Source organism: Variovorax sp. V118 (assembly GCF_041154445.1).
Classification (GTDB): Bacteria; Pseudomonadota; Gammaproteobacteria; order Burkholderiales; family Burkholderiaceae_C; genus Variovorax; species Variovorax boronicumulans.
Genome location: NZ_AP028663.1, coordinates 3,429,096 through 3,454,527 on the forward strand (window position 1 = coordinate 3,429,096; position 25,432 = coordinate 3,454,527).

At 68.8% G+C, this 25,432-nt stretch carries 25 protein-coding genes; 13 read left to right on the plus strand and 12 right to left on the minus strand.

All coding sequences use genetic code 11. The features are described from left to right. Positions 1-28: 28 nt before the first annotated feature. From ACAM52_RS15875 to ACAM52_RS15885, 3 genes are read right to left on the minus strand one after another with little or no spacing between them, the layout of a single operon-like run. Entirely contained in the window at positions 29-826 is a 798-nt protein-coding gene (locus ACAM52_RS15875; protein WP_095744763.1) for a transporter substrate-binding domain-containing protein, read from the minus strand. 56 nt (positions 827-882) lie between these two features. Then, positions 883-1,536, minus strand: a complete 654-nt coding sequence (locus ACAM52_RS15880; protein WP_369647600.1) for an amino acid ABC transporter permease — start codon at positions 1,534-1,536, stop codon at positions 883-885. Between the two features lie 31 nt (positions 1,537-1,567). Beyond that, positions 1,568-2,239 carry an amino acid ABC transporter permease gene (locus tag ACAM52_RS15885; protein WP_062474717.1) on the minus strand — a complete coding sequence of 224 codons (672 nt, stop codon included), beginning with the start codon at positions 2,237-2,239 and terminating at the stop codon, positions 1,568-1,570. Positions 2,240-2,374: 135 nt separating this feature from the next. Here ACAM52_RS15885 and ACAM52_RS15890 point away from each other — a divergent pair, with 135 nt between their 5' ends. Next, entirely contained in the window at positions 2,375-4,069 is a 1,695-nt protein-coding gene (locus ACAM52_RS15890; protein ID WP_369647601.1) for a hypothetical protein, read from the plus strand. A 300-nt stretch (positions 4,070-4,369) separates the two neighbouring features. Continuing rightward, positions 4,370-5,119, plus strand: coding sequence for a metallophosphoesterase (locus ACAM52_RS15895; RefSeq protein WP_369647602.1), 750 nt, complete (start codon positions 4,370-4,372; stop codon positions 5,117-5,119). A gap of 7 nt (positions 5,120-5,126) precedes the next feature. Here ACAM52_RS15895 and ACAM52_RS15900 read toward each other — a convergent pair whose 3' ends face one another. After that, positions 5,127-5,663: a cysteine hydrolase family protein gene (locus ACAM52_RS15900; protein WP_369647603.1), complete on the minus strand. Its 537-nt coding sequence runs from the start codon at positions 5,661-5,663 to the stop codon at positions 5,127-5,129. Positions 5,664-5,817: 154 nt separating this feature from the next. Between ACAM52_RS15900 and ACAM52_RS15905 the strand changes: the two genes are divergently transcribed. Both ACAM52_RS15905 and ACAM52_RS15910 read left to right on the plus strand, forming a co-directional pair. Then, on the plus strand, positions 5,818-6,945 hold the full coding sequence (locus ACAM52_RS15905; protein WP_307590501.1) for an MBL fold metallo-hydrolase: 1,128 nt from the start codon (positions 5,818-5,820) through the stop codon (positions 6,943-6,945). Positions 6,946-7,568: 623 nt separating this feature from the next. After that, positions 7,569-8,516 carry an ABC transporter substrate-binding protein gene (locus ACAM52_RS15910; protein ID WP_369647604.1) on the plus strand — a complete coding sequence of 316 codons (948 nt, stop codon included), beginning with the start codon at positions 7,569-7,571 and terminating at the stop codon, positions 8,514-8,516. 21 nt (positions 8,517-8,537) lie between these two features. Here ACAM52_RS15910 and ACAM52_RS15915 read toward each other — a convergent pair whose 3' ends face one another. The 5 genes from ACAM52_RS15915 to ACAM52_RS15935 form a co-directional block, all read right to left on the minus strand. After that, a complete protein-coding gene (locus ACAM52_RS15915; protein ID WP_223301260.1) occupies positions 8,538-8,735 on the minus strand; it encodes a hypothetical protein in 198 nt (65 codons plus the stop codon). Then, positions 8,735-11,131 carry a DNA topoisomerase IV subunit A gene (gene parC / locus ACAM52_RS15920; protein ID WP_095744758.1) on the minus strand — a complete coding sequence of 799 codons (2,397 nt, stop codon included), beginning with the start codon at positions 11,129-11,131 and terminating at the stop codon, positions 8,735-8,737. Before parC ends, ACAM52_RS15915 begins: the two co-directional genes overlap by 1 nt. A gap of 87 nt (positions 11,132-11,218) precedes the next feature. Continuing rightward, positions 11,219-12,175 carry a lytic transglycosylase domain-containing protein gene (locus ACAM52_RS15925; protein WP_369647605.1) on the minus strand — a complete coding sequence of 319 codons (957 nt, stop codon included), beginning with the start codon at positions 12,173-12,175 and terminating at the stop codon, positions 11,219-11,221. 33 nt (positions 12,176-12,208) lie between these two features. Then, entirely contained in the window at positions 12,209-14,197 is a 1,989-nt protein-coding gene (locus tag ACAM52_RS15930; protein WP_062474697.1) for a DNA topoisomerase IV subunit B, read from the minus strand. Between the two features lie 74 nt (positions 14,198-14,271). Further along, positions 14,272-15,183 (minus strand): LysR family transcriptional regulator, encoded by a 912-nt coding sequence (locus ACAM52_RS15935; protein WP_159272439.1) that lies wholly within the window; start codon positions 15,181-15,183, stop codon positions 14,272-14,274. An 89-nt stretch (positions 15,184-15,272) separates the two neighbouring features. Between ACAM52_RS15935 and ACAM52_RS15940 the strand changes: the two genes are divergently transcribed. The 8 genes from ACAM52_RS15940 to ACAM52_RS15975 all read left to right on the plus strand — a co-directional run bounded on the left by ACAM52_RS15940 (position 15,273) and on the right by ACAM52_RS15975 (position 22,804). Continuing rightward, positions 15,273-16,466 (plus strand): serine hydrolase domain-containing protein, encoded by a 1,194-nt coding sequence (locus ACAM52_RS15940; RefSeq protein ID WP_369647606.1) that lies wholly within the window; start codon positions 15,273-15,275, stop codon positions 16,464-16,466. Beyond that, on the plus strand, positions 16,459-17,655 hold the full coding sequence (locus ACAM52_RS15945) for an MFS transporter (protein WP_369647607.1): 1,197 nt from the start codon (positions 16,459-16,461) through the stop codon (positions 17,653-17,655). Before ACAM52_RS15940 ends, ACAM52_RS15945 begins: the two co-directional genes overlap by 8 nt. 131 nt (positions 17,656-17,786) lie before the next feature. Continuing rightward, positions 17,787-19,013: an MFS transporter gene (locus ACAM52_RS15950; protein ID WP_369647608.1), complete on the plus strand. Its 1,227-nt coding sequence runs from the start codon at positions 17,787-17,789 to the stop codon at positions 19,011-19,013. Positions 19,014-19,054: 41 nt separating this feature from the next. Then, a complete protein-coding gene (locus ACAM52_RS15955; RefSeq protein ID WP_167395003.1) occupies positions 19,055-19,198 on the plus strand; it encodes a hypothetical protein in 144 nt (47 codons plus the stop codon). Between the two features lie 43 nt (positions 19,199-19,241). Next, positions 19,242-19,814 carry a class I SAM-dependent methyltransferase gene (locus ACAM52_RS15960; protein ID WP_369647609.1) on the plus strand — a complete coding sequence of 191 codons (573 nt, stop codon included), beginning with the start codon at positions 19,242-19,244 and terminating at the stop codon, positions 19,812-19,814. A 119-nt stretch (positions 19,815-19,933) separates the two neighbouring features. Further along, on the plus strand, positions 19,934-20,782 hold the full coding sequence (dapA, locus tag ACAM52_RS15965) for a 4-hydroxy-tetrahydrodipicolinate synthase (protein WP_369647740.1): 849 nt from the start codon (positions 19,934-19,936) through the stop codon (positions 20,780-20,782). Positions 20,783-20,939: 157 nt separating this feature from the next. Next, a complete protein-coding gene (bamC, locus tag ACAM52_RS15970; protein ID WP_307590484.1) occupies positions 20,940-22,019 on the plus strand; it encodes an outer membrane protein assembly factor BamC in 1,080 nt (359 codons plus the stop codon). Between the two features lie 5 nt (positions 22,020-22,024). Then, complete coding sequence (locus ACAM52_RS15975; RefSeq protein WP_062474678.1) at positions 22,025-22,804, plus strand: MBL fold metallo-hydrolase; 780 nt, start codon at positions 22,025-22,027, stop codon at positions 22,802-22,804. A 78-nt stretch (positions 22,805-22,882) separates the two neighbouring features. Here ACAM52_RS15975 and ACAM52_RS15980 read toward each other — a convergent pair whose 3' ends face one another. The 3 genes from ACAM52_RS15980 to ACAM52_RS15990 form a co-directional block, all read right to left on the minus strand. Then, the gene (locus tag ACAM52_RS15980) at positions 22,883-23,131 is read right to left on the minus strand and encodes a hypothetical protein (RefSeq protein WP_056583267.1); all 249 of its coding nucleotides are present in this window, start codon (positions 23,129-23,131) and stop codon (positions 22,883-22,885) included. 94 nt (positions 23,132-23,225) lie between these two features. Further along, on the minus strand, positions 23,226-23,735 hold the full coding sequence (locus tag ACAM52_RS15985; protein WP_369647610.1) for a hypothetical protein: 510 nt from the start codon (positions 23,733-23,735) through the stop codon (positions 23,226-23,228). Continuing rightward, positions 23,725-24,867 carry a cupin domain-containing protein gene (locus ACAM52_RS15990; protein ID WP_369647611.1) on the minus strand — a complete coding sequence of 381 codons (1,143 nt, stop codon included), beginning with the start codon at positions 24,865-24,867 and terminating at the stop codon, positions 23,725-23,727. The genes ACAM52_RS15985 and ACAM52_RS15990 overlap by 11 nt, the downstream gene beginning before the upstream one ends. A 14-nt stretch (positions 24,868-24,881) precedes the next feature. Here ACAM52_RS15990 and ACAM52_RS15995 point away from each other — a divergent pair, with 14 nt between their 5' ends. Then, the gene (locus ACAM52_RS15995; RefSeq protein ID WP_369647612.1) at positions 24,882-25,406 is read left to right on the plus strand and encodes a peptidylprolyl isomerase; all 525 of its coding nucleotides are present in this window, start codon (positions 24,882-24,884) and stop codon (positions 25,404-25,406) included. Positions 25,407-25,432 lie beyond the last annotated feature (26 nt).

Genomic DNA, 25,432 nt, shown 5'->3' on the forward strand with positions numbered 1-25,432 from the left:
GGATTCCTTCTTCTTCAGCCGCGGGAGCTCACTGCATCTTGGGCAGGTCGGCCTGCAGCCACTTCTGGTAGAGCTTGTTCAGCTCGCCGTTGGCGGTGTTCTTCTGCACGAATTCGTTCACGGCCTTGGTCAGCTCTTCCTGGCCCGGACGCATCGCGATGCCCATCGATTGCTGCACCAGCGTGAACTTGTTTTCGAAGGTGTTGGCCGGCACGCGCTTGGCGATCTGCGCCGCCACCGTGACCGAGCAGCCGATCGCATCGACCTGGCCCGAGATCAGCGCCTGCATGGCCGAGGCGTCGTCGTCGAAGCGGCGGATTTCCGTGCCTTCGGGCGCGGCCTTGGTCACGGCCACGTCTTGCGTCGATGCGCGGGCCACGCCCACGCGCAGGCCCTTCAGGTCGCCTGCCGCCTTGATCGAGGTCTTGGTCGCGCCGTACAGCACGATGGTCGCGGCCGCGTAGGGCTGCGAGAACTGCACCTGCTTGGCACGCTCGGGCGTCACGGCCAGCGAAGCCACCAGCAGGTCGACCTTGTTGGTCAACAGGAACGGAATGCGGTTCGGGCCGGTGACCGGCACGATGTTGGCCTTCACGCCCCAGTCCTTGGCCAGCAGCTTGGCCACGTCGGCGTCGTAGCCGTCGGGCTGGTTCTTCGCGTCGGTGGTGCCGTAGGGCGGGAAGTCGACCAGCATGCCGATGGTGATCTCGCCCTTCTTCTTGATGTCGGCCATGCTTTGTGCCGAAGCGAAGGGAGCGAACACGGTCAGCGCGGCGCCGAGGCCCAGAGCTGCGATGGCAGCGCGGCGGGTGGTGGTAACGGTCATTGGATGTGTCTCCTGAATAAAGAAAGGAAGCGACGAGAAAGGAAAAGCGAGAAGGGTCAACGTGCGAGCGCCTGGGCGCGCTTGCGCTCCATGCGGGCTGCCAGCAGCGACAGCGGCCAGCAGATCACGAAGTAGATGGCGGCCACCACCGAGAACACGATGAGCGGCTGGAAGGTGGCGTTGTTGACGATCTGCCCGGCGCGCGTGATCTCGACGAAACCGATGATGGCCGCGAGCGACGTGCCCTTGATGATCTGCACCAGGTAGCCCACCGTGGGCGCCAGCGCGATCTTGAAGGCCTGCGGCAGCACCACGTCGCGCATGCGCGCCACGTAGTGCAGGTTCAGCGCCTGCGCCGCCTCCCACTGGCCGCGCGGAATGGCCTGGATGCAGCCGCGCCAGATCTCGCCCAGGAAGGCCGCGCTGTTCAGCACCAGCGCCACGCCCGCGGCCACCCACGGGTTGATGTCCAGCCCCAGCACCGGCGCGCCGAAGAACACCAGGAACAGCTGCAGCAGCAGCGGCGTGCCCTGGAAGATCTGGATGAAGGTGGTCGACACGGCGCGCGCCCACGTCGATTCCGACGTGCGCATCAGCGCGATGAGCAGCCCCAGGATCGCGCCGCCGACGAAGGCGATGGCCGACAGCGCCAGCGTCCACTGGGCGGCTTCGAGGATGAAAAGGAATTCGGGAAAACCGAAGGTGCGCATGGTGTGTGCTCCGTCCGTCGTGGTCAGTCAGTTACCGGCGGTCCGGGTAGTTGAGCGTGCGCTTGTAGATCAGCTTGAACATGGCCGAAAAAGCCAGTGCCAGCGCGAGGTAGATGGCCGCGACCACGATGTAGATCTCGAAGCTGCGGAAGGTCTGCGACTGCAGGTTGGCGGCCACCGAGGTCAGGTCGTCGGCCGAGATGACCGACACCACGGCCGAGCTCAGCATCAACAAAATGAACTGGCTCGTGAGCGCCGGGTAGATCGCCTTCAGCGCGGGCTTGATGATCACGAAGCGGAAGATTTCCCAGGGCTTGAGGTTGAGCGCGCGGCCCGCCTCGATTTGGCCCTTGGGGATCGACTCGATGCCCGCGCGGATGATTTCCGTGGCGTAGGCGCCCAGGTTCACCACCATCGCCACCAGCGCGGCCGTCTGCGGCGACCAGCGCAGGCCGATGGCCGGCAGCGCGAAGAAGAAGAAAAACAGCTGCACGAGGAACGGCGTGTTGCGGATCACCTCGATGTAGGCATTGACGATGAAACGCAGCCAGCCCGGCCCCGAGGTCTTGCCCCAGGCGCAGAAGATGGCCACCACCAGCCCCAGCAAGGTGGCGGTGAGCGAGAGCTGCACCGTGATCCACGTGCCCTTGAGCAGCAGCGGCCAGGCGGCAAAGACGGCGTCGAATTGGAACTGGTAGTTCATGGCGGAGCGTGCACGGCCAGGCCGTGCGCAGACCCTGAAAGGAATGCTTGCAGCTTAAATGAAACCGGTTTCAGACCTAGCTAGGGATTCCCCTAGGTGGGCGTTTTGCCCTACCCGCCTGCCTACACTGGCGCGATGCCGAACCCCCACGCGGACCCCACTTCTCCCCCGGCAGGCACCCCGGCCACCGGCCCCGTCGTGCAGCATTTCCGGCAGGCGCTGCTCTGGCCCTTGCGCCTCGTGCCGGCGCCCGGCGCGGCGCCCACGCACCACGGCCCCTGGCACGTGCTGCGCGACCTGGGCGAGGCCTCGCCCTGGCGCGAGGAGGTCGACGAATACACCGGCGACAGCGGCCGCTTCCACGAGCGCCACTACAACGAGTTCGTGAGCTTCCTGCCCTATGTGCAGCGCTTCCTGTACGGCGAAGGCCGATCGCGCGGCAGCACCGACGCCGCAGGCAGCGACGGCGATTCGCCGATGCGGGTGTTCCGCCGCCGCGACATCGCGGCCGTGCGGCTGGTGGCGCACCCCGGCGAGGCGCCTATCACGCTCGACGTGATTCACTGCGACCTGTACTTCTTCTTCGACATCGACGTGGTGCTGCTCAACCTCGAGGTCGGCACCGACCACCTGAGCCTGGCGCAGGCGCAGGACATCCTCTACCGCTTCGGCCGCGCCTACCCTTCGGGCTGGGAGCCCGACGGCGCGGCCCTGCACTGCATGGCCAGCGTCGAGTGGCTGGACGCCGACGGCCGCGTGCTCGCCGCCTCCGACGCACAGCAGCGCGACGCCTTCCTGTCGCACGTGGCCCAGCACCGCGCGCCGCGCATCGCGGCGCACTGGGCCTACCTGATGCAGCCGCTGGTGAGCGACCATTCGGACGACCCCGGCGTGCTGCGCTACCGCCAGATCGAGTACTACCGCATGCCGGTGATGGCCTACCTGTCGCTGGACGATCCGCGCCGCCTCACGCGCGACGACTTCGTGCGGCTCGCGCTCGTCACGGGCGCGGGCGGGGCCGACGCCCACCTGCCCTATGCCGAGCATCACCTGACCGACTTCGAGCACAAGTACTGCTACGACCGCTTCTGGGTGAACACGGGCGCGGCGCCCAACACGCGTTACCTGTGCAACGGCCACGCCCTCATCGTGGTGGGCGACGCGCGCTCCGAGTTCTTCTGCTGCCGCGACCGCGGCGTGCTCGCGCAGTTCAGGCACCAGCACTTCCTGCTGTTCCTCATCGCGCATTTCCAGAAGGCCTCGCTGCTGATGTTCTCGGACCAGCTGGTCGAGGCGCTCAAGAAGCTCGACATCCGCAGCACGCCGAGCGTGAAGCAGTTCAAGCGCGCCATCCGCGCGAGCTTCGAGCGCTTTCTTCGCTTCACGCACCGCTACTGGTTCCACGAGATTTCGGAGCAGGCGCAGGTGCGCGCGCTCTCGCACATGTGCGCCGCGCACCTTGGGCTCGACCCGCTGTACGACGAGGTCAAGTCGCGCATCGCCGACATGAACACCTACCTCGATGCCGACAGCCTGCGCCGGCAGGCCAGCACCGTGGTGCGGCTCACGGTGGTCACGCTGTTCGGCCTCATCGGCACCGTCACCACCGGCTTCCTCGGCATGAACCTGCTGGCCGAAGCCGATGCGCCACTGTGGCGCAAGGCGATCTGGTTCGGCGTGGTGTTCGTGTTCACCACCTGGCTCACGATCTACACGATGGTGAAGTCGCAGCGGCTGTCGGACTTCATCGATGCGCTGTCGAACGACCGGCTGAGTTTCAGGGGCAAGCTGGCGGCGTTGGCGCGGGTGTGGCGGGCGGGGACGGACTGAAGGTTTGGTTCAGGGCGACGCTCCCACCGACGCGGTACCTTGCTCCGCGAATGTCCCCCGGGGCTTCGCCCCTCCTCCTTGATTTCGCTGCGCAAGGCACCGCATCGACGTGAGCGTATTCAGAACACTTGTTGATCGGCCAGCACCACGACCGCGCTCGGTGTGCGCAGGACACTGGGTGCTTCCCGCAGCGAAATCAAGGAGGAGGCCGCAGGCCGGCGGACATTCGCGGAGGGAAGTACCCGGTGGCCTGTGCACGCACCCCGAACTAAGATCACCGCCCTCACAAAGAAGCCACGCATGCGCATCGCCCTCGTCTCCGACATCCACGGAAACCTTCCCGCACTGAAAGCCGTCGTCGAGGACATCGCACGCCGCAAGGTGGATGCGATCGTCAACCTCGGCGACAGCCTCTCAGGCCCGCTGATGCCGCTGGAGACGGCGCAGTTCCTGATGGCGCAGGACTGGGTCCAGCTCGCCGGCAACCACGAACGGCAACTGCTCACGTTGCCAACCTCCGGCCAGCGCGGCGAGTCCGACGCCTTCGCACACGCCCGACTCGGCGAGGCAGAGTTCGCATGGATCGCCTCGCTCACGCCGTGCCTGCGCTTGAGCCCCGAGGTGCTGCTGTGCCACGGCACGCCGGAGAGCGACCTCACCTACTTCCTCGAAACGGTCGAGCCCACGCAACTGCGCATGGCCACCGCAGCAGAGGTCGATGCGCGTCTCGGCACTGTGGAAGCCGGCACGGAACTGGTCGCCTGCGGCCACACGCACCTGCCACGCGTGATGCACGCATCCAACGGCACCTTGATCGTCAACCCGGGCAGCGTCGGCCTGCAGGCCTATGGCGACGCGCATCCGTACCCGCACCACGTGGAGACCGGCTCACCCGATGCGCGCTACGCGCTGGTCGAACGGCACGACCACGGGCAGTGGACCTGCACGCTGGTCACCGTGCCCTACGACCACGCGGCCATGGCGGCCCTGGCCGCTGCCAATGGGCGACCCGACTGGGCCCACGCACTGGCCACCGGGCGCATGCCCTAGCGCCAGATCAATCGCCGAATGCGATGTCCGCGCTGTCGACCGCGCGGATCGGCACGCCGAAGCTCGTGATGTCCGACAGCGTCGCGTTGTGGTGCGCGCGGATGAAGGCGCCCTTGGCGTGCGGCTTGTCGTGCGAGGTGTGGGCGTCGGCCGCCAGCACCACCTCGTAGTCCAGCGCGGCGGCGCGGCGCACGGTGGTGTCCACGCAGAACTCCGACGAGTAGCCGCAGACCACCACGCGCCGCACGCCCTGCCCCGACAGCCAGGCTTCGAGCGGCGTGCGCAGGAACGAGTCGGGCGTGGTCTTGCGCAGGCGCGCGTCCGCAGGCGTCACCTGCAAGGCATCGGCCAGCTGCCAGCGTTCGGAATCGAACTCCAGGTCGATCGCGTTCTCGTGCTGGACGAAAGCCACCGGCACGCCGGCCGCGCGGGCCCGTGCCGTGAGCGCATTGATGCGCCCGATGACCGCTTCGGCCTCGTACGGCCGGGGCGGATCGTCGCAAAGGCCGCGCTGCATGTCGATGACGAGGATGGCAGTTTTCATGGCGATGAAGGGCTGAAGCCGTGGATCGCCGCAGTATGCCGCCGGCCCGCGGATTGCCCCCGCTAGCCGAATGTTTCTGTCGCTGAAACCATTGAAAAGCCAACTCCCGCTAGTCTCGCGCCTCAAGACCAACACACACGCAGAGGGCTTTCCCATGGCTGACGAATCGGATTCGCAAGGCGCTTACTTACCCCGGCTGCTGCGCCGCAGCGCGGTGCTCGCCACAGCGGGCTGCGCGTTCGTGGCCGGCTGCAGCAGCGCCGGCGGCGGGGAAACGCGCTACGACAACTCGCCGCAGTTCAAGGGCGGCGTGTTCCAGAACATGCCCAACCCCGAGCTGCAGCCCGCCGCCAGCACCTGGCGCATCTGGTCGCGCTTCATCGTCGGCAGCAAGGTCGACACCGTGCCGGTCGACCCCATTCCGGTGCGCGCGCTGACGCCCCAGGCGCTCGACGCGCTCGCGGCCGACGCCAACCACGTGGTGCGCCTGGGCCACTCGTCGCACCTGCTGAAGCTCAAGGGCAAGTACTGGCTCATCGACCCCGTGTTCAGCGAACGCGTCTCGCCCTTCACCTGGGTCGGGCCGAAGCGCTTCCACAAGCCGCCGATCCAGCTGGAGCAGCTGCCGCCGATCGAGGCCGTGATCCTCTCGCACGACCACTACGACCACCTCGACGTGGCCACCATCGAGTACCTGGCCACACGCGTGCAGCGCTACTTCGTGCCGCTGGGCGTGCGCGCCCGGCTCGTCGAGATGGGCGTGCCCGCCGAGCGCGTGACCGAGCTCGACTGGTGGCAAGGCGGTGAGCATGCGGGCGTGAAGCTCACGGCCACGCCCGCGCAGCACTTCTCGGGCCGCGCGGTCACGCTGACCGACCGCGACCGCACGCTGTGGGCATCGTGGGTGGTGCAAAGCGGCGACCAGCGCATCTTCTACAGCGGCGACTCGGGCTACTTCCCCGGCTTCAAGCAGATCGGCGAACGCTTCGGCGGCTTCGACCTGGCGCTGATGGAAAACGGCGCCTACGACGCCTACTGGCCCGGCGTGCACATGACGCCCGAGCAGAGCGTGCAGGCCTTCGAAGACCTGCGCGGCAAGGTGCTCTATTCGGTGCACAACAGCACCTTCGACCTGGCCTTCCACACCTGGCACGACCCGCTGGACCGCATCGCCGACCTGGCGCAGGCGAAGAAGATCGACCTGGCCACGCCGGTGATCGGCGAAGTGCTCACGGTGGGCCAGGCGCGCACCAACGTGCGTTGGTGGGCCGGGCTGAAGTAAGGAGCGCACCGTCCACGCGGCGGTGTGTATTTCAAATGTTGCTCGCCACTTTTGGAAGGTTTACAGACAGTTAACCAGCAGCCGGTTCAATCGCCGTGTCGCCGCGACGAATCCCTCACCGGACGCCGATCGCGGACGACACCGTCATCTGCAAGGCAGCAGCCACAGGGAGCAAGGTGATCACAAGAAGAACCGGCAAGAAAGGAGGCGGCATTCCCGCCATCTCGACGCGCGCCCCGAGGCGCCGCCTGGCGCGCATCGCCAGGGGTTTCGCCGCGGGGCGCGTGCTGGCATCGATCGCGGGCGCACGGGCCGTCGTCCTCCTGGGCACGGGCGACGCGGCCGCGAGCCACAGGGACAAAGCGAACGCGGCGCCCCCGATGCGGCGCACATCGGCCTGATCGTCAGCGACCCGAGCAACCCCTTCTTCCTCCAGGTCTGACACTGCTGCCGCCCACGCTGCTGACCCGCGACAACATCGGCACCGACCGGGGCCGGCAGGTCCGTCCATTCCCCCACGCTTGCCCCCCCGCAGATCGCGGATGCGAGACGGTGCGGAACATGTCATCATCCCCACCCTTTCACCGGCCCCCTCTCGCAACGAGGCCCTCGCACCCATACCCATGAAACGTCCCTGGCGCACCTGGCTGCTGGCCCTCCTCCTCGCCGTGGGCCCCGTGGGCAGCGCGCTCGCGACACATGCCAACCATGGCAAGGGCCCGCGCGTCGGCGTGCTCGTGAGCGACCTGCGCAACCCCTTCTTTGCCTACATCGCGCGCGCAGTGGAAAGCACGCTGGCCGCAGACAGTCGCAACGCGGCGCACATCACGGTCGTGTCGAGCGGGTTCGATCCGCAGCGGCAGGACGAGCAGCTCAAGGAAATGATCCGCCAGCGCGTGCAGCTGGTGATCGTGACGCCGGTCGATTCGACCAGCCTGCACGCCCGCGTCGCGGAGGCGCGCGCGGCCGGCATCAAGGTGGTGGCGGTCGATGCGCTCGTGCAAGGCGCGGACGCGGCCGTGGTGACCGACAGCCGCGCGGCCGGCAAGCTCTCTTGCGAACACCTGGTGCGCACGCTCGGCGGCAAAGGCGAAGTGGCGATCATCGACGGCCCGCCGAACACGGCCGCAGTGGGCCGCGTCAACGGCTGCCGCGAGGCATTGAACGCCGCACCCGGCGTGCGCGTCGTGTCGATGGCGCTCAATGGCGGCGCCACCAAGGACGGCGGCGTGGAACAGATGACACGGCTGCTCGCACGGCATCCGAAGCTGTCGGGCGTGTTCGCGATCAACGACCTGTGCGGCATCGGCGCGGAACTGGCGGCCCAGGTCGCGGGCCGGCGCGACATCGTCATCACGGCGATGGACGGTTCGCCGGAGGTGGCGCAGCGGCTGCAAGACCCCGCCACCTTGATCGTCGGCAGCGCCACGCAGTCGCCCACGTTGATGGGCCAGCGGGCGGCCCAGATCGGGCTGAAGCTCCTGAAGGGCCAGCCCCCTCAGCAGCGCGTGCTGCTGTTGCCGTCCAAGCTCGTGACGCGCGAGAACGTCGACGGCTACGGGGGCTGGTGAGCCAGCCCTCGGCCTGCCTGCCTACTTGCCTTCCTGCTCGCGCCGCTCGCGCGCGCGCCGCACCTGTCGCGTCTCGTTGGCCTGCGCCGCAGCGCGGTCTTTCGCGCGCCGCTTGCCCTGGCGCTTCTCGCGCATGCGGCGCCCCAGGATGTAGCTGCCGAAGCCCGTGACCACGGCGAGGACCACGCCGAGGATGCTGATGTCGATGCCGCCCAGCATCAGAGCACCCGCACCACGCTCGCCGGCGTGAATCCGAGGTCTGCCACCTTGCCCTTGCGCGCGCGGGCCCCCATCGCGTTGTTGAGCGAGCGGATCTCGAGCGTTTCTTCGCGCTCCTTGCCGCCGCGGGCGACGCCTTCGATCCGCACGCTGCGCGTGTAGGCCACCGCACCGGCCAGTGACTCCTTGGCCTCCAGGTCGATCAGCATCAGGCCGCGTCCGCCCTTGGGCAGGCTCTTGAGCTCGGCGATGTCGAAGGTCAGGATGCGCTTGCCGCTCGAGGCGCAGGCCACGTGCGTCGCAGCCGGCATCGGCTCGGCGCCGCTCGCGCCGCCCACCAGCGACGGCCGGCACAGCTGCTCGCCCTCGCCCACATCGATGAAGGCCTTGCCGCCGCGCTGGCGCGACATCATGTTCTCGATGGTGGCCATGAAGCCGTAGCCGCCCGTGTTGGCCAGCAGCAGGCAGGCTCCCACCGGGCCCGCGAAGAAATGCGTGACGTGCGTGCCGGCATCGAGCTCGATGAGCGTGGTGACGGGCTGGCCGTCGCCGCGCGCGCCGGGCAGCGAGGCCACGGGCACGGTGTAGACGCGCACGCTCTTGTCCTTGGCGCTGCCGAAGACCAGCAGCGTGTCGACGCTGCGGCACTCGAAGGCGCCGTAGAGCGTGTCGCCCGACTTGAAGCTGTACTCGGGCGCGGTGCCGCCGTTACCGGCTGCCTTCTCGCTGGCCCAGCCCTTCTGCGCGCGCACCCAGCCCTTCTGCGACACGATCACAGTGACGGGCTCGTCGACCACCTTCACCTCGGCCACGGCGCGCTTCTCGGCCTGGATGAGCGTGCGGCGCGGGTCTTCGAAGGTCTTGGCGTCGGCCTCGATTTCCTTCACCAGCAGGCGGCGCAGCGTGGCCGGGCTGGAGAGGATGTCTTCGAGTTTCTTCTGCTCGTCGCGCAGACCGGCCAGTTCCTGCTCGATCTTGATGGCCTCGAGCCGCGCGAGTTGGCGCAGCCGGATTTCAAGGATGTCCTCGGCCTGGCGTTCGCTGAGGTTGAAGCGCGCGATGAGCGCCGCCTTCGGGTCTTCCGCCGCACGGATGATGGCGATCACCTCGTCGATGTTCAGCAGCACCAGCTGCCGGCCTTCGAGGATGTGGATGCGGTCCTGCACCTTGTCCAGGCGATGGCGCGAGCGCCGCTCGACGGTGATCTCGCGGAACGCGATCCACTCGTTGAGCATCTGGCGCAGCGACTTCTGCGTCGGCTTGCCGTCGATGCCGACCATCGTGAGGTTGATCGACGACGAGGTCTCGAGCGAGGTCTGCGCCAGCAGCGTGGTCACGAACTCGTCCTGGCTGATGCGCGAGGTCTTGGGCTCGAACACCAAGCGCACGGCGGCGTCCTTGCTCGACTCGTCGCGCACCACGTCGAGCACCGACAGCATCGCGGCCTTGAGCTGGGTCTGGTCGGCGGACAGCGCCTTCTTGCCGGCCTTGACCTTCGGGTTGGTGATTTCCTCGATTTCTTCCAGCACCTTCTGCGTGCTCACGCCCGGCGGCAGTTCGTTGACCACGAGCTGCCACTGGCCGCGCGCGAGGTCTTCGATCTTCCAGCGCGCGCGCACCTTGAGCGAGCCGCGGCCGGTGCGGTAGGCGTCGGCGATGTCGCTGGCGCTGCTGATGATCTGCGCGCCGCCCGGGTAGTCGGGGCCGGGCACGAGGGCGAAGAGTTCTTCTTCGCTGAGCTTGCCGTTGGACTTGATCAGCGCCACGCAGGCGTCGGCGATCTCGCGCAGGTTGTGGCTCGGGATTTCGGTGGCCAGGCCCACGGCAATGCCGCTGGCGCCATTGAGCAGCGTGAACGGCAGCCGCGCGGGCAGCAGGCGCGGCTCTTCGGTGCTGCCGTCGTAGTTGGGAATGAAGTCGACCGTGCCTTCGTCGATCTCGTCGAGCAGCAGGCTGGTGATGCGGGCCAGGCGCGCTTCGGTGTAGCGCATGGCCGCGGCGCCGTCGCCGTCGCGGCTGCCGAAGTTGCCCTGGCCGTCGACCAGCGGATAGCGCTGCGAGAAGTCTTGCGCCATGCGCACCAGCGCGTCGTACGCGGCCTGGTCGCTGTGTGGATGGAAGCGGCCGAGCACGTCGCCGACCACGCGCGCGCTCTTCACGGGCTTGGCGCCCACGGTGCCGTTGGTGCCGCCGAAGCCCAGGCCCATGCGCGACATCGAGTACAGGATGCGCCGCTGCACCGGCTTCTGGCCGTCGGACACATCGGGTAGCGCGCGGCCCTTGACCACGCTCAGGGCGTATTCGAGGTAGGCGGTCTGCGCGTAGTCGGCCAGCGTGAGGGTGGTGTCGCCGTCGGTGGGGCCTGCAAGGTCGAGCGGAGGTTGAGAGTCGTCCATGAAGAAGAGAGAAAGAAAAACAGTGACGGGCGGCGTGCGTTCGCGCTCAGCCCAAAATGAAAGTGGGGTGCATGGCGGCCTGCGGGATCACGACAGCGGCGACGGCGGCGAAGCGTCGCCCGGCTCCGCTGCGCTGGTCGGCACGTCGGACGGCTCGGGAATATCGGGCATGGTCGGCACGTTGCGCGGCGACTCGGACGGCATGTTGCCGCGCCCGATCGCGCCGCCCTTGGGCACCGACATTTCCATGCGGATGCGCCCCGGCGTCCTGCCGCCGCTGCTGCCGCTGCTGCCGCTTCCGCTTCCGCTTCCGCTGCGCAGGTTGCCGCCCACGGTCACGGCCGAGGGCTTGAGGTACGCATACAGCTGCAGCACGGTCTGCACGTAGTTCTGCGTTTCCTTGTAGTTCGGGATCTTGTTGCCCGCACGCTGCACCGCGCCCTCGCCCGCGTTGTAGGCGGCCAGCGCGAGCTCGATCTGGCCCGGGAACATCGCGATCAGGTCGCGCAGGTAGCGCGAACCGGCGGCGATGTTGATGTGCGGGTCGAACAGCTTCTTCTCGATCGTGCCGCGCTTGTCCGTCGCCACGCCGTAGCGCTGCGCGGTGGCCGGCATGAGCTGCATGAGCCCCATCGCGCCCTTGGGCGAGACGGCTTTTGCATCGAAGCCCGACTCGGTGGCGACCAGCGCCTGCAGCAGCTCGTAGTCGATGGCGTGCTTGCTCGACGCGTCGCGCAGCGCCGCCTTGGCGGTCTTGTAGCCGGGCGAGGCCTCGAACATGGCGAGCAGGTTCTGCGACGCCGGCGACACCTTGCCGTCGAGCCGGCGGTTGATGCTGCCGCGGCCCATCGGCGACAGGCCCTTGGCGGTGTCGAAGCTCTGGCCGCCCTGGAAGAAGAGCTTGTAGCGCTCGTCGACCTTCTCGGCCGCGAAGTGCGCCACGCCGTTGCTGTCGATGTAACCGTAGATGTCGGTCGCGTGCGCGAGCCCCTGCTGCATGCACAGCAGAAGGGCCAACCACAGCGAACGCTTGAAAACCGACATGCGTGTGAGAAGAAGGAAAGAAAAAGGAAACTGTCAGACGTCGATATCGACGTCGTCTGCGCGCAATTCCATGAGCTCGCGTCGCGCCGCCGCTTCGCCCTTGCCCATCAGCTTGGTGATCTCGCCCTGGGTGGACGAAAAATCGAACCGCCCCAATTGGACCTTCATCAGGCGACGGGTGTCCGGATTGAGCGTGGTTTCCCACAATTGTTCCGCGCTCATTTCGCCCAGGCCCTTGAAGCGGCTGATGCTCCAGGCGCCTTCGCGCACGCCATCTTTGCGCAGTTTGTCGAGCGTGGCGGTCAGTTCGCCCTCGTCCAGCGCATAGACCTTGGAGGCCGGCTTCTTGCCGCGCGCGGGCGCATCGACCCGGAACAATGGCGGCTTTGCGACATACACGTGGCCGGCTTCGATGAGCTTGGGGAAGTGCCGGAAGAACAGCGTGAGCAGCAGCACCTGGATGTGCGAGCCGTCCACGTCGGCATCCGACAGGATGCAGATCTTGCCGTAGCGCAAACCGCTCATGTCGGGCGTGTCGGCGGGGCCGTGCGGATCGACGCCCACGGCCACCGAGATGTCGTGGATTTCGGTGTTGGCAAAGAGGCGGTCGCGCTCCACTTCCCAGGTGTTGAGCACCTTGCCGCGCAGCGGCAGGATGGCCTGGCTTTCCTTGTCGCGGCCCATCTTGGCGCTGCCGCCGGCGGAGTCGCCCTCGACCAGGAACACTTCGTTGTGGCTGATGTCCTTGCTCTCGCAGTCGGTCAGCTTGCCGGGCAGCACGGCCACGCCGGAGCCCTTGCGCTTCTCGACCTTCTGGCCGGCGCGCTGGCGCGTCTGGGCGGCCTTGATGGCCAGCTCGGCCAGCTTCTTGCCGTAGTCGACGTGCTGGTTGAGCCACAGCTCGAGCGTGGGGCGCACGAAGCTGGACACCAGGCGCACCGCGTCGCGCGAATTCAGGCGCTCCTTGATCTGGCCCTGGAACTGCGGGTCGAGCACCTTGGCGCTGAGCACGTACGAGGCGCGCGCGAACACGTCTTCGGGCAGGAGCTTCACGCCCTTGGGCAGCAGCGAGTGCAGCTCGATGAAGCTCTTCACCGCGTTGAACAGGCCGTCGCGCAGACCGCTTTCGTGCGTGCCGCCGGCGCTGGTGGGAATCAGGTTGACGTAGCTCTCGCGCACCGGCTGGCCGTCTTCGGTGAAGGCCACGCACCAGTCGGCGCCCTCGCCTTCGGCGAAGTTGTCGGCGTTCTTGTCGGCATGGCCGCTGCCTTCGAACAGCGGAATGACCGGGTCGCCGTTGAGCGTCTGCATGAGGTAGTCGCTCAGGCCGCCCTTGTAGAGCCACTGCTGGCTTTCGCCGGTCTTCTCGACGGCCAGCGTGACGCTCACTCCGGGCATCAGCACGGCCTTGCTGCGCAGCAGGTGGGTGAGTTCGCCCATGGGCAGCGCGGCGGTCTCGAAGTACTTGGCGTCGGGCCAGGCGCGCACGGTGGTGCCCTGCTTGCGTTCGCCGGCCTCGAGCTTGCGGATCTCGAGCGCCTCGATCACGTCGCCGGCGCTGAAGGCCAGCTTGGCGACCGAGCCTTCACGGTGCGAGCTGACTTCGAGGCGCTTGGAGAGCGCATTGGTCACCGACACGCCCACGCCGTGCAGGCCGCCCGAGAAGCTGTAGGCGCCGCCCGAGCCCTTGTCGAACTTGCCGCCGGCATGCAGCCGGGTGTAGACCAGCTCGATCACGGGGGCCTTCTCTTCGGGGTGCAGGCCGAAGGGAATGCCGCGGCCGTCATCCTCGACGCTGACCGAGCCGTCGGTGTGCAGCGTGACCTTGATCTTCTTGCCGTAGCCCGCCAGCGCTTCGTCGGCGGCGTTGTCGAGCACTTCCTGGATGATGTGCAGGGGGTTGTCGGTCCGGGTGTACATGCCCGGGCGCTGCTTCACGGGCTCGAGGCCCTTGAGCACGCGGATGGAGCCTTCCGAATAGCCGGAAGCGGAGTCTGAAGATGTCTTGGGGGAAGTCGCCATGGGGGCGGATTGTAGTCAGTTGGGTTGAAATGACTGGATACCCATACAGGCACCGGCTTCGGTCTTTTCGCACATCAGGCGGGAGTTTCTGCGGGCGGACCGAACATCCGCGCGCCCAGGAAATCGATGAACGCCCGCAGCTTGGGCGACGGATGGCGCCCCGAAGGCCACAGCACGCGGAACGCGATGGTACGGGGCCGCAGCAGGTGGTCGGCCAGCACGGGCTGCAACGCGCCCTCGGCCAGCGCGGCGCGCACGCTGAAGTCGGGCAGGCAGGCGATGCCGCGCCCGCGCAGGGCGAAGCACAGGCGGGTCTCGATGTTGTTGCAAATCATCGAGACCGGCGGGCGCACCTCGCTGCCGTCGGGCCCGGGCGCGAGCGGCCAGACCTCCACCTTGCCGGTCGCCGGGTAGCGGTAGTGCAGGCAGGCGTGGCGGGCCAGGTCGTCCGGCGAGGCGGGCGTGCCGTGGCGCGCCAGGTACGCGGGCGAGGCCACCAGCAGCTGCGAAAACTCGCCCAACTGGCGTGACGACAGCCGTGAATCCGCCGGCTCGCCGGTGCGCACCACGGCGTCGAAGCCTTCCTCGATGACGTCCACGAGGCGGTCGCTGAAGTCGAGGTCGAGCTCGATCGCCGGGTACGCGGCCATGAAGTCGGCCAGCACCGGCAGCACCAGCGAGCTGACCAGCGGCAGGCTCACACGCAGCCGCCCGCGCGGCGCCTCGGCGGCGTGCGACAGCTCCTGCTCGGCGGCCTCGATCTCGGCCAGCACGCGGCGGCTGCGCGCCAGGAACAGCGCGCCTTCGGCGGTGAGCGTGATGCTGCGCGTGCTGCGGTGGAACAGGCGCACCCCCAGCCGCTCCTCGAGCCGCGCCACGCGCTTGCCCACGGCCGAGGCCGACACGCCGAGCGCGCGCCCGGCGGCCACGAAGCTGCGGGTCTCGGCGACCTGAACGAAGACGGCAAAGCCGCTGAGGCTGTCCATGGGTATCTCCATTGCGGACCTGAACGTCCGCATTGAGCGGAACTGTAGCCGTCTTTATCCGAAGTCGGCTTCTTCCTATCGTTGGTCGCATGACCTTTCTCCCCGACATCTCCCCCACTTTCACCCCTGCGTGGCAGGGCCCGGCCCCGTCGCGCATCGACGCCGCCATCAACCGCGCACTGGCCGAGCAGCGGCTGGTTGGCGCCGTGGTGCTGGTGCGCCACGACGGGCGCCTCGTCCACCGGCGCGCCGCCGGGCTGGCCGACCGCGAGGCCGGCCGGCCGATGCACGAAGACGCGCTGTTCCGGCTGGCTTCGGTGTCCAAGCCCATCGTCTCGACCGCCGCGATGGTGCTCGTGGACCAGGGCCGGCTCGACCTGGACGACCCGGTGACGCGCTGGTTGCCGGACTTCCGCCCTCGCCTGCCCGATGGCGGCGAGGCCGTCATCACACTGCGGCAGCTGCTGACCCACACGGCCGGCCTGGGCTACCGCTTCCTCGAAAGCACGGACGACGGCCCGTACGCGCGCGCCGGCGTGTCGGACGGCATGGACTGCGACGACGGCCTCACGCTCGCCGCCAACCTGCAGCGCCTGGCCGGCGTGCCGCTGCTGTACCCGCCCGGCACCGGATGGCTCTATTCGCTGGCCATCGACGTGCTCGGCGCGGTGGTCGAGGCGGCCAGCGGCCTGCCGCTACCCGAGGCGGTGCGCACGCTGGTGACCGTGCCGCTGCAGATGCACGACACGGGCTTCGCCGCCGTCCCCGGCGACCCGCGGTTGGCCACGCCCTACGTGAACGGCCCCGGCGCCACGCCGCCGCAGCGCATGGACGGCCCCGTGGTGGCCACGCCGTTCGAGGGCGCCGTCGGCATCCACTTCGACCCGGCGCGCGCCTTCGACGCCAACGCCTGGCCCTCGGGCGGCGCCGGCATGGTCGGCAGCGCGGACGACTTCCTGCGCCTGCTCGACACGCTGCGCACCGGCGGCGCCCCGCTGCTGGGCGCCGCCACCGTCGACGCCATGGGCCGCAACCACACGGGCGCCTGGGGGCCGGCGGACGCGCCGGGCTGGGGCTTCGGCCTGGGTTTCTCGGTGCTGCACGACCCGCAACCCACGCAGACGCCCGAATCGCCCGGCACCTGGCGCTGGGGCGGCGCCTACGGCCACGCCTGGTTCGTCGACCGGGCGCGCGGGCTCAGCGTGGTGGCCTTCACGAACACGCTCTACGAAGGCATGTCGGGCCGCTTCGTCACCGAGTTGAGGGACGCCGTCTATGCGTGACACGACCTCTTCTTCACCGCTGCCCCTCTCGGGCCTGCTGGCGCTGGCGGCCGGCGGCTTCATCACCATCCTCACCGAGGCGATGCCGGCCGGCCTGCTGCCGCAGATCGGCGCCGACCTGGGCGTGGCGCCCGCGCTGGTCGGCCAGCTCGTCACGGTGTATGCGCTGGGCTCGCTGGTGGCGGCCATTCCGCTGGTGGCCTTCACGCGCGGCTGGCGGCGCCGGCCGCTGCTGATGGGCGCGATCGGCGGCTTCGCGGTGGTCAACACGGTGACGGCGCTGTCGCACGACTACACGCTGACGCTGGTCGCGCGCTTCTTCGCCGGCGTGTTCGCGGGCCTGCTGTGGGCGCTGCTGGCCGGGCACGCGGCGCGCATGGTGGCGCCGTCGCAGCAGGGCCGGGCCATTGCGGTCGCGATGCTGGGTGCGCCGCTGGCGCTGTCGCTGGGCATTCCGGCCGGCACGCTGCTGGGCGCGAGCGTCGGCTGGCGACCGGCCTTTCTGATCATGTCGGCGCTGTCGGTGCTGCTGCTCGGCTGGGTGCGCTGGCAGGTGCCCGACTTCCCGGGCCAGGAGGCCGGGCGCCAGCAAAGCGTGCGCCGCGTGTTCCTGCTGCCGGGCGTGCGGCCGGTGCTGGCCGTGATGTTCGCCTTCGTGCTGGCGCACAACATCCTCTACACCTACATCGCGCCCTTCCTGGCGCACGCCGGGCTCGAAGCGCAGGTCGGGCGGGTGCTGCTGGTGTTCGGCGCTGCGTCGCTGGGCGGCATCTGGCTCACGGGCGTGCTGATCGACCGCTGGCTGCGCACGCTGGTGCTGGCCGGCACGGGCGCCTTCGCGCTGGCGGCGCTGATGCTCGCCGCGGCGGGCGAATCGGCGGCGGGCGTGTACCTCGCGGTCGCGGTCTGGGGCCTGGCCTTCGGCGGCGCGGCGACGCTGTTCCAGACCGCCTCGGCCCAGGCCGCCGGCGACGCGGCGGACGTGGCGCAGTCGATGGTCGTGACCACCTGGAACCTCGCCATCGCAGGTGGCGGGCTGGCGGGCGGCCTGCTGCTGCAGGGCGGCGGCGCGGGCAGCCTGCCCTGGTCGCTGCTGGCGCTGCTGGTGCCGGGGCTGGTGCTGGCGTGGCGGGCCTGCGAGCACGGCTTTCCGGGCGCGCGTGGCGCGGCAGCGGCACCGGCGCGCTGACCCCGAAGGCAGGCCACGCGCCTGCCTTCTTTCTTTGATGCCGTCCGCGCATCGAAACCGCGCCCACAAATCATCAATGGCCTTGGCCGCCACGCCACCTGCCGCAGCATCCATTTCGCTACATTCGAAGGATGCAAGCCTCCCCCGCTCCCACCCTTTCGATCAAGCAGGTGCTGTTCTGTGGCGCCATGATCGTCACGCTCTCGATGGGCATCCGCCATGGCTTCGGCCTCTGGTTGCAGCCCATCACGCAGGCGCAGGAGTGGAACCGACAGACCTTCTCGTTCGCGCTGGCGGTGCAGAACCTGTCGTGGGGCATCTTCGGCGTGTTCGCGGGCATGCTGGCCGACCGCTTCGGCGCGTTCCGCGTGCTGATCGGCGGCGCAATCTTCTATGCGCTGGGCCTCTTCGGCATGGCGCATTCGCCGACGCCGCTGCTGTTCACCCTGAGTGCGGGCGTGCTGATCGGCGCGGCGCAGGCGGGCTCGACCTATGCCGTGATCTACGGTGTGATCGGCCGGCAGATCCCGGCCGAGCGCCGCTCGTGGGCGATGGGCGTGGCCGCGGCGGCCGGCTCGTTCGGCCAGTTCCTGATGGCGCCCATCGAAGGCCGTCTGATCGGGGCCTTCGGCTGGCAGACGGCGCTGGCCGTGGTGGCGGTGCTGGTGCTGGTGATCGTGCCGCTGGCCTTCGGCCTGCGCGAGCCCAAGACCGCGGCGCTGGCCGGCCACCGTGACCAATCGGTGCTGCAGGCCGTGGGCGAGGCCTTCCGCTACCCGAGCTTCGGCTTGCTGATGGCGGGCTACTTCGTCTGCGGCTTCCAGCTGGCCTTCATCGGCATCCACATGCCGACCTACCTGCGCGACAAGAACCTGTCGCCCGAAGTGGCGGGCTACGCGCTGGCGCTGATCGGCCTGTTCAACGTGTTCGGCACCTACACCGTCGGCCTGCTGGGGCAGAAGCTGTCCAAGCCCAAGATCCTGGCGGCCATCTACTTTGCACGGGCGGTGTCGATCGCCCTCTTCCTGCTGGTGCCGATTTCGCCGCTCAGCGTGTACGTGTTCTCGGCGGCGATGGGCTTCCTGTGGCTGTCGACCGTGCCGGCCACCAACGCCATCGTCGCGGGCATCTTCGGCGTGGCCCACCTGTCGATGCTCAGCGGCTTCGTGTTCCTGAGCCACCAGGTGGGGTCGTTCCTGGGCGTGTGGCTGGGCGGCTTCCTGTATGACACGACGGGCAGCTACAGCATCGTCTGGTACATCTCGATCGCGCTGGGCGTGTTCGCGGCGCTGATCAACCTGCCGGTCAAGGAAAGCGCCATTGCGCGCGCGGTCCGGCCGGTCGCCGTGGCGGGCTGACGGCCCGCGCTTTTCTGTCTTGTTTGCAAGGAGCCATCGCCATGACGCCCCGCACACGCAACCACTACCTGGCCCAGGCCGCCTGGCTCGCCGCCGTGCTGGCGGCGCTGGGCGGCGTGTTCGCGCTGTACGTGCATCCGACGTTCCTGGTCACGCTGGTCGACCAGGTGTGGTCCTGTTTCTGAACGACTTCGCCCCGAAATGCCCGCAAACCGGGCCCAGGCCACTATGAAAGATGTAGCAATTCCCGTGCATGCGAGCACCGCGCCCTCCGAATGGATCGTGCGCTGGTCGCACCTGCTCGCCCCGAACGCCACGGTGCTCGACGTGGCCTGCGGGTCCGGGCGGCACATGCAGTGGTTCGCCGGGCGCGGCCATGCAGCGACCGGCGTCGACCGGGCGCCCGAGGCCGTCGAGGCGGCCGGCGCCTTCGGGCGCGTGGTGGCGGCCGACATCGAATCGGGCCCCTGGCCCTTCGCGGCCCAGCGCTTCGGCGCGGTGGTCGTCACCCACTACCTCTGGCGCCCGCGCATGGCCGACATCGTGGCCGCGGTGGCGCCGGGCGGCGTGCTGCTGTACGAGACCTTCGCGGCCGGCAACGAGACCGTCGGGAAGCCCTCGCGGCCCGATTTCCTGCTGCAGCCGGGCGAGCTGCTCGGGGCCTGCGCCAGCCTGCAGGTAATCGCCTATGAAGACGGCTTCCTGCCGGAGCCGGCGCGCTTCGTCCAGCGCATCGCCGCCGTGCGGCCCGGCGAAGCGGCCGCGGGCGCCCCGCCGCGCCACTTCCTGAAGGCCAGCTGAGCGCGCCGACACAACTGTCTCCGGCCCGGCCGGAGTCAGTAGAATGGCCGCTTTCGTCCACCGACAAAGAGATTCCCTTGGAGCAACTGACAGGCAGCATCGTCGCGCTCGTCACGCCGATGCACGACGACGGCAGTGTCGACTACCCCGCCCTGCGGCGGCTCATCGACTGGCACATTGACGAAGGCACCGACTGCCTTGGCGTGGTCGGCACCACCGGCGAATCGCCGACGGTCGATGTGGAAGAGCACTGCGAAATCATCCGCGTATCCGTCGAGCAGGCCCGGGGCCGCGTGCCCGTGATGGCCGGCTGCGGCGCGAACTCGACCAAGGAAGCTATCGAGCTAGCCAAGTTCGCCAAGGGCGTCGGCGCCGACTCGCAGCTGCAGGTCGTTCCCTACTACAACAAGCCCACGCAAGAGGGCCAGTACCAGCACTTCAAGGCCATCGCCGAAGCCGTCGGCGACCTGCCCGTGGTGCTGTACAACGTGCCCGGCCGCACCGTCGCCGATATGGCGCACGACACCGTGCTGCGCCTGGCGCAGGTGCCCGGCATCATCGGCATCAAGGAAGCCACCGGCAACATCGAGCGTGCCCAGTGGCTCATCCGCGACCTGCCGAAGAGCTTTGCCGTCTACTCCGGCGACGACCCGACCGCGGTCGCACTCATGCTGTGCGGCGGCCAGGGCAACATCAGCGTCACGGCCAACGTGGCGCCGCGCAAGATGCACGAGCTGTGCGTGGCCGCACTGGCGGGCGACGTCAAGCGCGCCATGCAGCTGCAGTTCGAACTGATGCCGCTGCACCGCAACCTGTTCGTCGAACCCAACCCGATCCCGCTCAAGTGGGCCATGGCCCGCCTGGGTCTGTGCGGCGGCGCCCTGCGGCTGCCGCTCACGGAACTCGGCGAAGCGAGCCGCCCGGCGGTCGAGGGCGCCCTGCGCGCCACCGGCCTGCTCAAGGACTGACCGAGCCCGGGTTTCCCCACCGATCACACCGCCTCCCGTCCGCCCTTTCCCCCTGTTCGCAGCAAGGTCAAGCAACCTTTTGCCGCAACAGTGCTCAGAGAGGGCGGGGCGCTGGGGCCCATCGATTGACCGAACCATTCCACCAAGGAAGACGACGTTGAAGAACATTTCGCGACTTGCACTGCTGGCCCTCGTTGCCAGCCTCGCCGCCTGCTCCGTCCTCGAGAGCGACAAGATCGACTACAAGAGCGCCGGCAAGGCCCCGACGCTCGAAGTCCCACCCGACCTGTCCCAGCTCTCGCGCGACAACCGCTACGCAGTGCCGGGCGGCGCCGTCACCGCCAACGCCTACCAGGCCGGCATCGCGAACGCACCGGGCATCCCCACCGCCGTGGCCAACATCGGCGACGTGCGCATGGAACGCTCGGGCACGCAGCGCTGGATCGTCGTCAACCGCACGCCCGACCAGCTGTGGGAGCCTGTGAAAGACTTCTGGCAGGAAAGCGGCTTCCTGCTGACCACCGACCAGCGCAACCTGGGCATCATGGAAACCGACTGGGCCGAGAACCGCGCCAAGCTGCCGCAGGACATCATCCGCGGCACGCTGGGCAAGCTGGTCGACTCGGTCTACTCGACCGGCGAACTCGACCGCTTCCGCACCCGCCTGGAGCGCAGCACCAACGGCACCGAGATCTTCGTCAGCCACCGCGGCATGCAGGAGGTCTACAACAACTCCCGCCAGGACCAGACCGTGTGGCAGCCCCGCCCGAGCGATCCTGAGCTCGAGACCGAATTCCTGCGCCGCCTGATGGTCAAGCTCGGCGTGTCGCAAGAGCAGTCGAAGATCCTTGCCGCGACCACCGCAGCGCCCAAGACCGCCACCGTGGCCACCGTCGGCAACCAGCCGGTCGTGCAGATCAGCGAAGGCTTCGACCGCGCATGGCGCCGCGTCGGCCTGGCCCTGGACCGCACCGGCTTCACCGTCGAAGACCGCGACCGCAGCGCCGGCATCTACTACGTGCGCTACGTCACGCCGAACCCCGACAAGAAGGACGACGGCTTCTTCGGCAAGCTGTTCAGCAGCTCCAAGAAGGACGAAGCGCCGATCAAGTTCCGCATCTCGGTCAAGAGCCAGGGCGAAGCCACCACGGTCTCGGTCCTGAACGACGCCGGCGCGCCCGAAACCTCGGCCAACGCGCAGCGCATCGTCAAGGTCATCGCCGACGACCTGAAGTAAGCCCCATGCTCCGCTTCCGAAGCCTCGGCAGCGGCAGCACGGGCAACGCCGCGCTGGTCGAAGCAACGACCAGCGCCGGCCGCACCACTCGCCTCCTCGTCGACTGCGGCTTCGGCATCCGCCAGCTCGACCGGCGCCTGGCCCAGGCGGGCCTGGCCGCAGCGGACCTCGACGCCGTCTTCATCACCCACGAGCATGGCGACCACATCGGTTGCGCCCATGCCCTGTCGCTGCGCGACCGCATCCCGGTCTGGATGAGCGAAGGCACCTGGCTCGCCACCGGCGGTCGCGACTATGAAGGCCGCCTGCACCTGGCGCGCGACGACGCCGAATTCACGGTCGGCGACCTTTGCCTGCAGCCCTTCACCGTGCCCCACGACGCCCGTGAGCCGCTGCAGCTGCGCTGCACCGACGGCAACCGCACGCTGGGCGTGCTGACCGACCTGGGCCACGCCACCAGCCACGTGCTGGCCCGGCTGCGCGGCGCGCATGCGCTGCTGCTCGAGTTCAACCACGACAGCGACCTGCTGGCCGGCTCGGCCTACCCGTCGTTCCTGAAGCAGCGCGTGGGCGGCAACTACGGCCACCTGTCGAACACCGCGGCGGCCGAGATCGCGCGTGCCGTGCTTCACGACGGGCTGCGCCACGTGGTCGCGGCGCACCTGAGCGAGCAGAACAACCGGCCCGAGATCGTGCGGCGCCTGATGGCCGAGGCGCTGGGCGGCGATGAAGCCGAGATGCTCACGGCCACCGCCGCCGAGGGCTCGCCCTGGCTCGACGTCTGAGCGGGCGGGGCATCGCCCTCCCCCAATGAAAAAGCCGCCCGAGGGCGGCTTTTTGCATGGTGCGGACCTGCAGCGGAACTACTGCTTCGGTGCCTCGCCCTTCTTGGCGGCTTCGGTCGCGGCGTTGGCGGCGTCCAGGGCCGACGAAGCGGCAGCCGACGGTGCCGATGCAGGTGCGGCGGCCGGCGGTGCGGCGGGTGCGGGTTCGGTCACGGGAGCGGGCGGCGGGGTCACGACCGCGGGGGCGGCGTCCTCTTTCTTTCCGCAGGCCACCAGGGCGGCAGCGGCGATCAGCGAGGCAATCAGGACGGACGACGACTTCTTCATGAGGACTCCTTTGGCAATGAAGGTCTGGAACCAAAAAATTCTAGACCGCCAACCCCGCCCGGATATGTCGCGGGGGTGTATTTGCGGCATTGGCTTACAAGCCGAGCGTGGAGGCGGGAAAGGCCGGCCGGCCCTGGCGCCAGCGCTCATCGAGGCTTTCGCGCAGGTCACGCCGCGCACGCGGCTCGTTGCTGCAGACGCCGCGGCTGCGTTCGGGGTCGGTGCGGTGCAGGCACCAGGTGGGCGTCCAGAAGGCGCTGGGCACCTCCTCGGCCGCGCCTGAACGGCCGCCTGCCGCGCGGCATTCGACGATGTGGTCCCAGGTGCGGCGCCACGTCACGAAACGCGCATGACCGCGCTCGATCAGGTCGAAGCGCCCTGCCAACAGCAACAGGCGACGCCCGCTGGCCGACCAGGCCTGCAGCGCCTCGATGCTCGCGCGCTCGCCCAGCGGCCAGTCGGCGAAATCGGGGTCGCTGAAGACGATCTCGTTCCAACCCTGGTGCGCAGCGGCGGACAAGGCCCCGCGGACGAGGTCAGCGAACGCCTCGCGGCCGTCGAAACGGCCTTCGCTCAGGACCGGTACGGCGCCTTCATTCGGCATGCAGCCAGCCCGCCTCGCACCACTCGCCCAGCAACGCCCGCGCGCCCTCGCTGGCGCGGGCCAGTTCGCGTGCACCGAGCGCGCGCTGGTCGGCCAGCCGCCGCATCAGCGTGGCGTCGGCCCCACCGGCGCGGAAGCTCTCGCCGTTGATGTAGATGTGCCGCGCGTCGTAGAGCATGCGCGTGCGGCGATCAAGCGCGACCTCGCGCAGCACCTCGGGCACTTCATTGCCTTCGCCGAACCAGACGTTGGCCTTCGGCTCGGTGAGCGATTCGCCCAGCGCGCGGTCGATGGCGTCAGGGTCGCGCAGCGCGGCTTCGACGGCCTTGCGCGCGAAGTCCTGCAGCGCGGTCGGCATTGCAGCCGGGGTCTCGACGGCAGGCTGCGACGGATCGCGATAACGCGCCAGTTCAGCCGGGCCCGCGTCTTCCAGGTCTTCGGCATAGGCCTGCGCCACGCGCGCCAGCAGGTCGGCGCCCAGCTCGCCCACGGCGGACGAGCGCAGCCCGATGGAGTACGTCATGCAGTCGTCGCCCACCGCCACGCCGTCGTGGGCGTACTTGGGCGGCAGGTACAGCATGTCGCCGGGCTCGAGCACGAAGGTCTGCTCGGGCTCGAAGTGCTCGAGCACCTTGAGCGGCACGTCGGGCTGCAGCCGCAGGTCGGACTGCTTGCCGATGGACCAGCGGCGCCGGCCCTGCGCCTGCAGCAGGAACACGTCGTAGCTGTCGAAATGCGGGCCGACGCCGCCGGTGTCGCTCGCGTAGCTGATCATCAGGTCGTCCAGGCGCGCGTCGGGCAGGAAGCGGAACTGCCGCAGCAGGTCGTGCACGCCGTCGTGGTGCAGGTCGACGCCCTGCACCAGCATCGTCCAGCCCGGCTGCTTCAGCGGCGGCAGCGCGCGCCGGTTCAGCGGGCCGTGCTTGAGCGACCAGCCGGCCTTCCCATGCCGGATGAGGCGCGACTCGACCCCCTCGCGCTCCGCCAGCGCGAAGAGCGCTTGGCGGTCGATCGGTGGCACCATCGAGGGAACTGCCTGCCGGATCAGCAGGGGTTTCTTTTGCCAGTACCGGCGCATGAACTGCGCGGGACTCAGGCCGCCAAGCAAGGGCAGCGGTTGATTGATCTCCATGGGAGAATTCTGCAATGGAAATCTCTGAACAATGCGTGGTCGGCCTGACCTGGACCATGAAAGACACGCTCGGCGATGTGCTGGACGTGCTCGACGAGCCGGTGGAATTCATGGTGGGCGGCGACGACCTCTTCGACGTGATCGAGGCCGCCCTGCAGGGCCATGAGCCCGGCGCGCGCGTGCAACTGCAGATCGAGCCCGAACAGGGCTTCGGCGACTTCAACGACCAGCTGCTCTTCCTGGAGCCGCGCACGCTGTTCCCCGAAGGCACCGAGGAAGGCATGACCTTCGACGGCTCCGCCCTGCCCAAGGGCGTGAGCGACGGCATCCCCAAGGACGCGATCTACACCGTGGCCGAGATCTACCCCGACCACCTCGTGCTCGACGGCAACCACCCGCTGGCGGGCATCGCGATCCGCCTGGACATCACGGTGCGTTCGGTGCGCGAAGCCACCGAAGAAGAAGTCGGCCGCGGCACGGCAGGCACTGCCTTCTTCAAGGTGCCGCCGATGGCGCCGGGCGGCCAGATGCTGCACTGAGACCACGCCACTTCACAAAGCAAAAG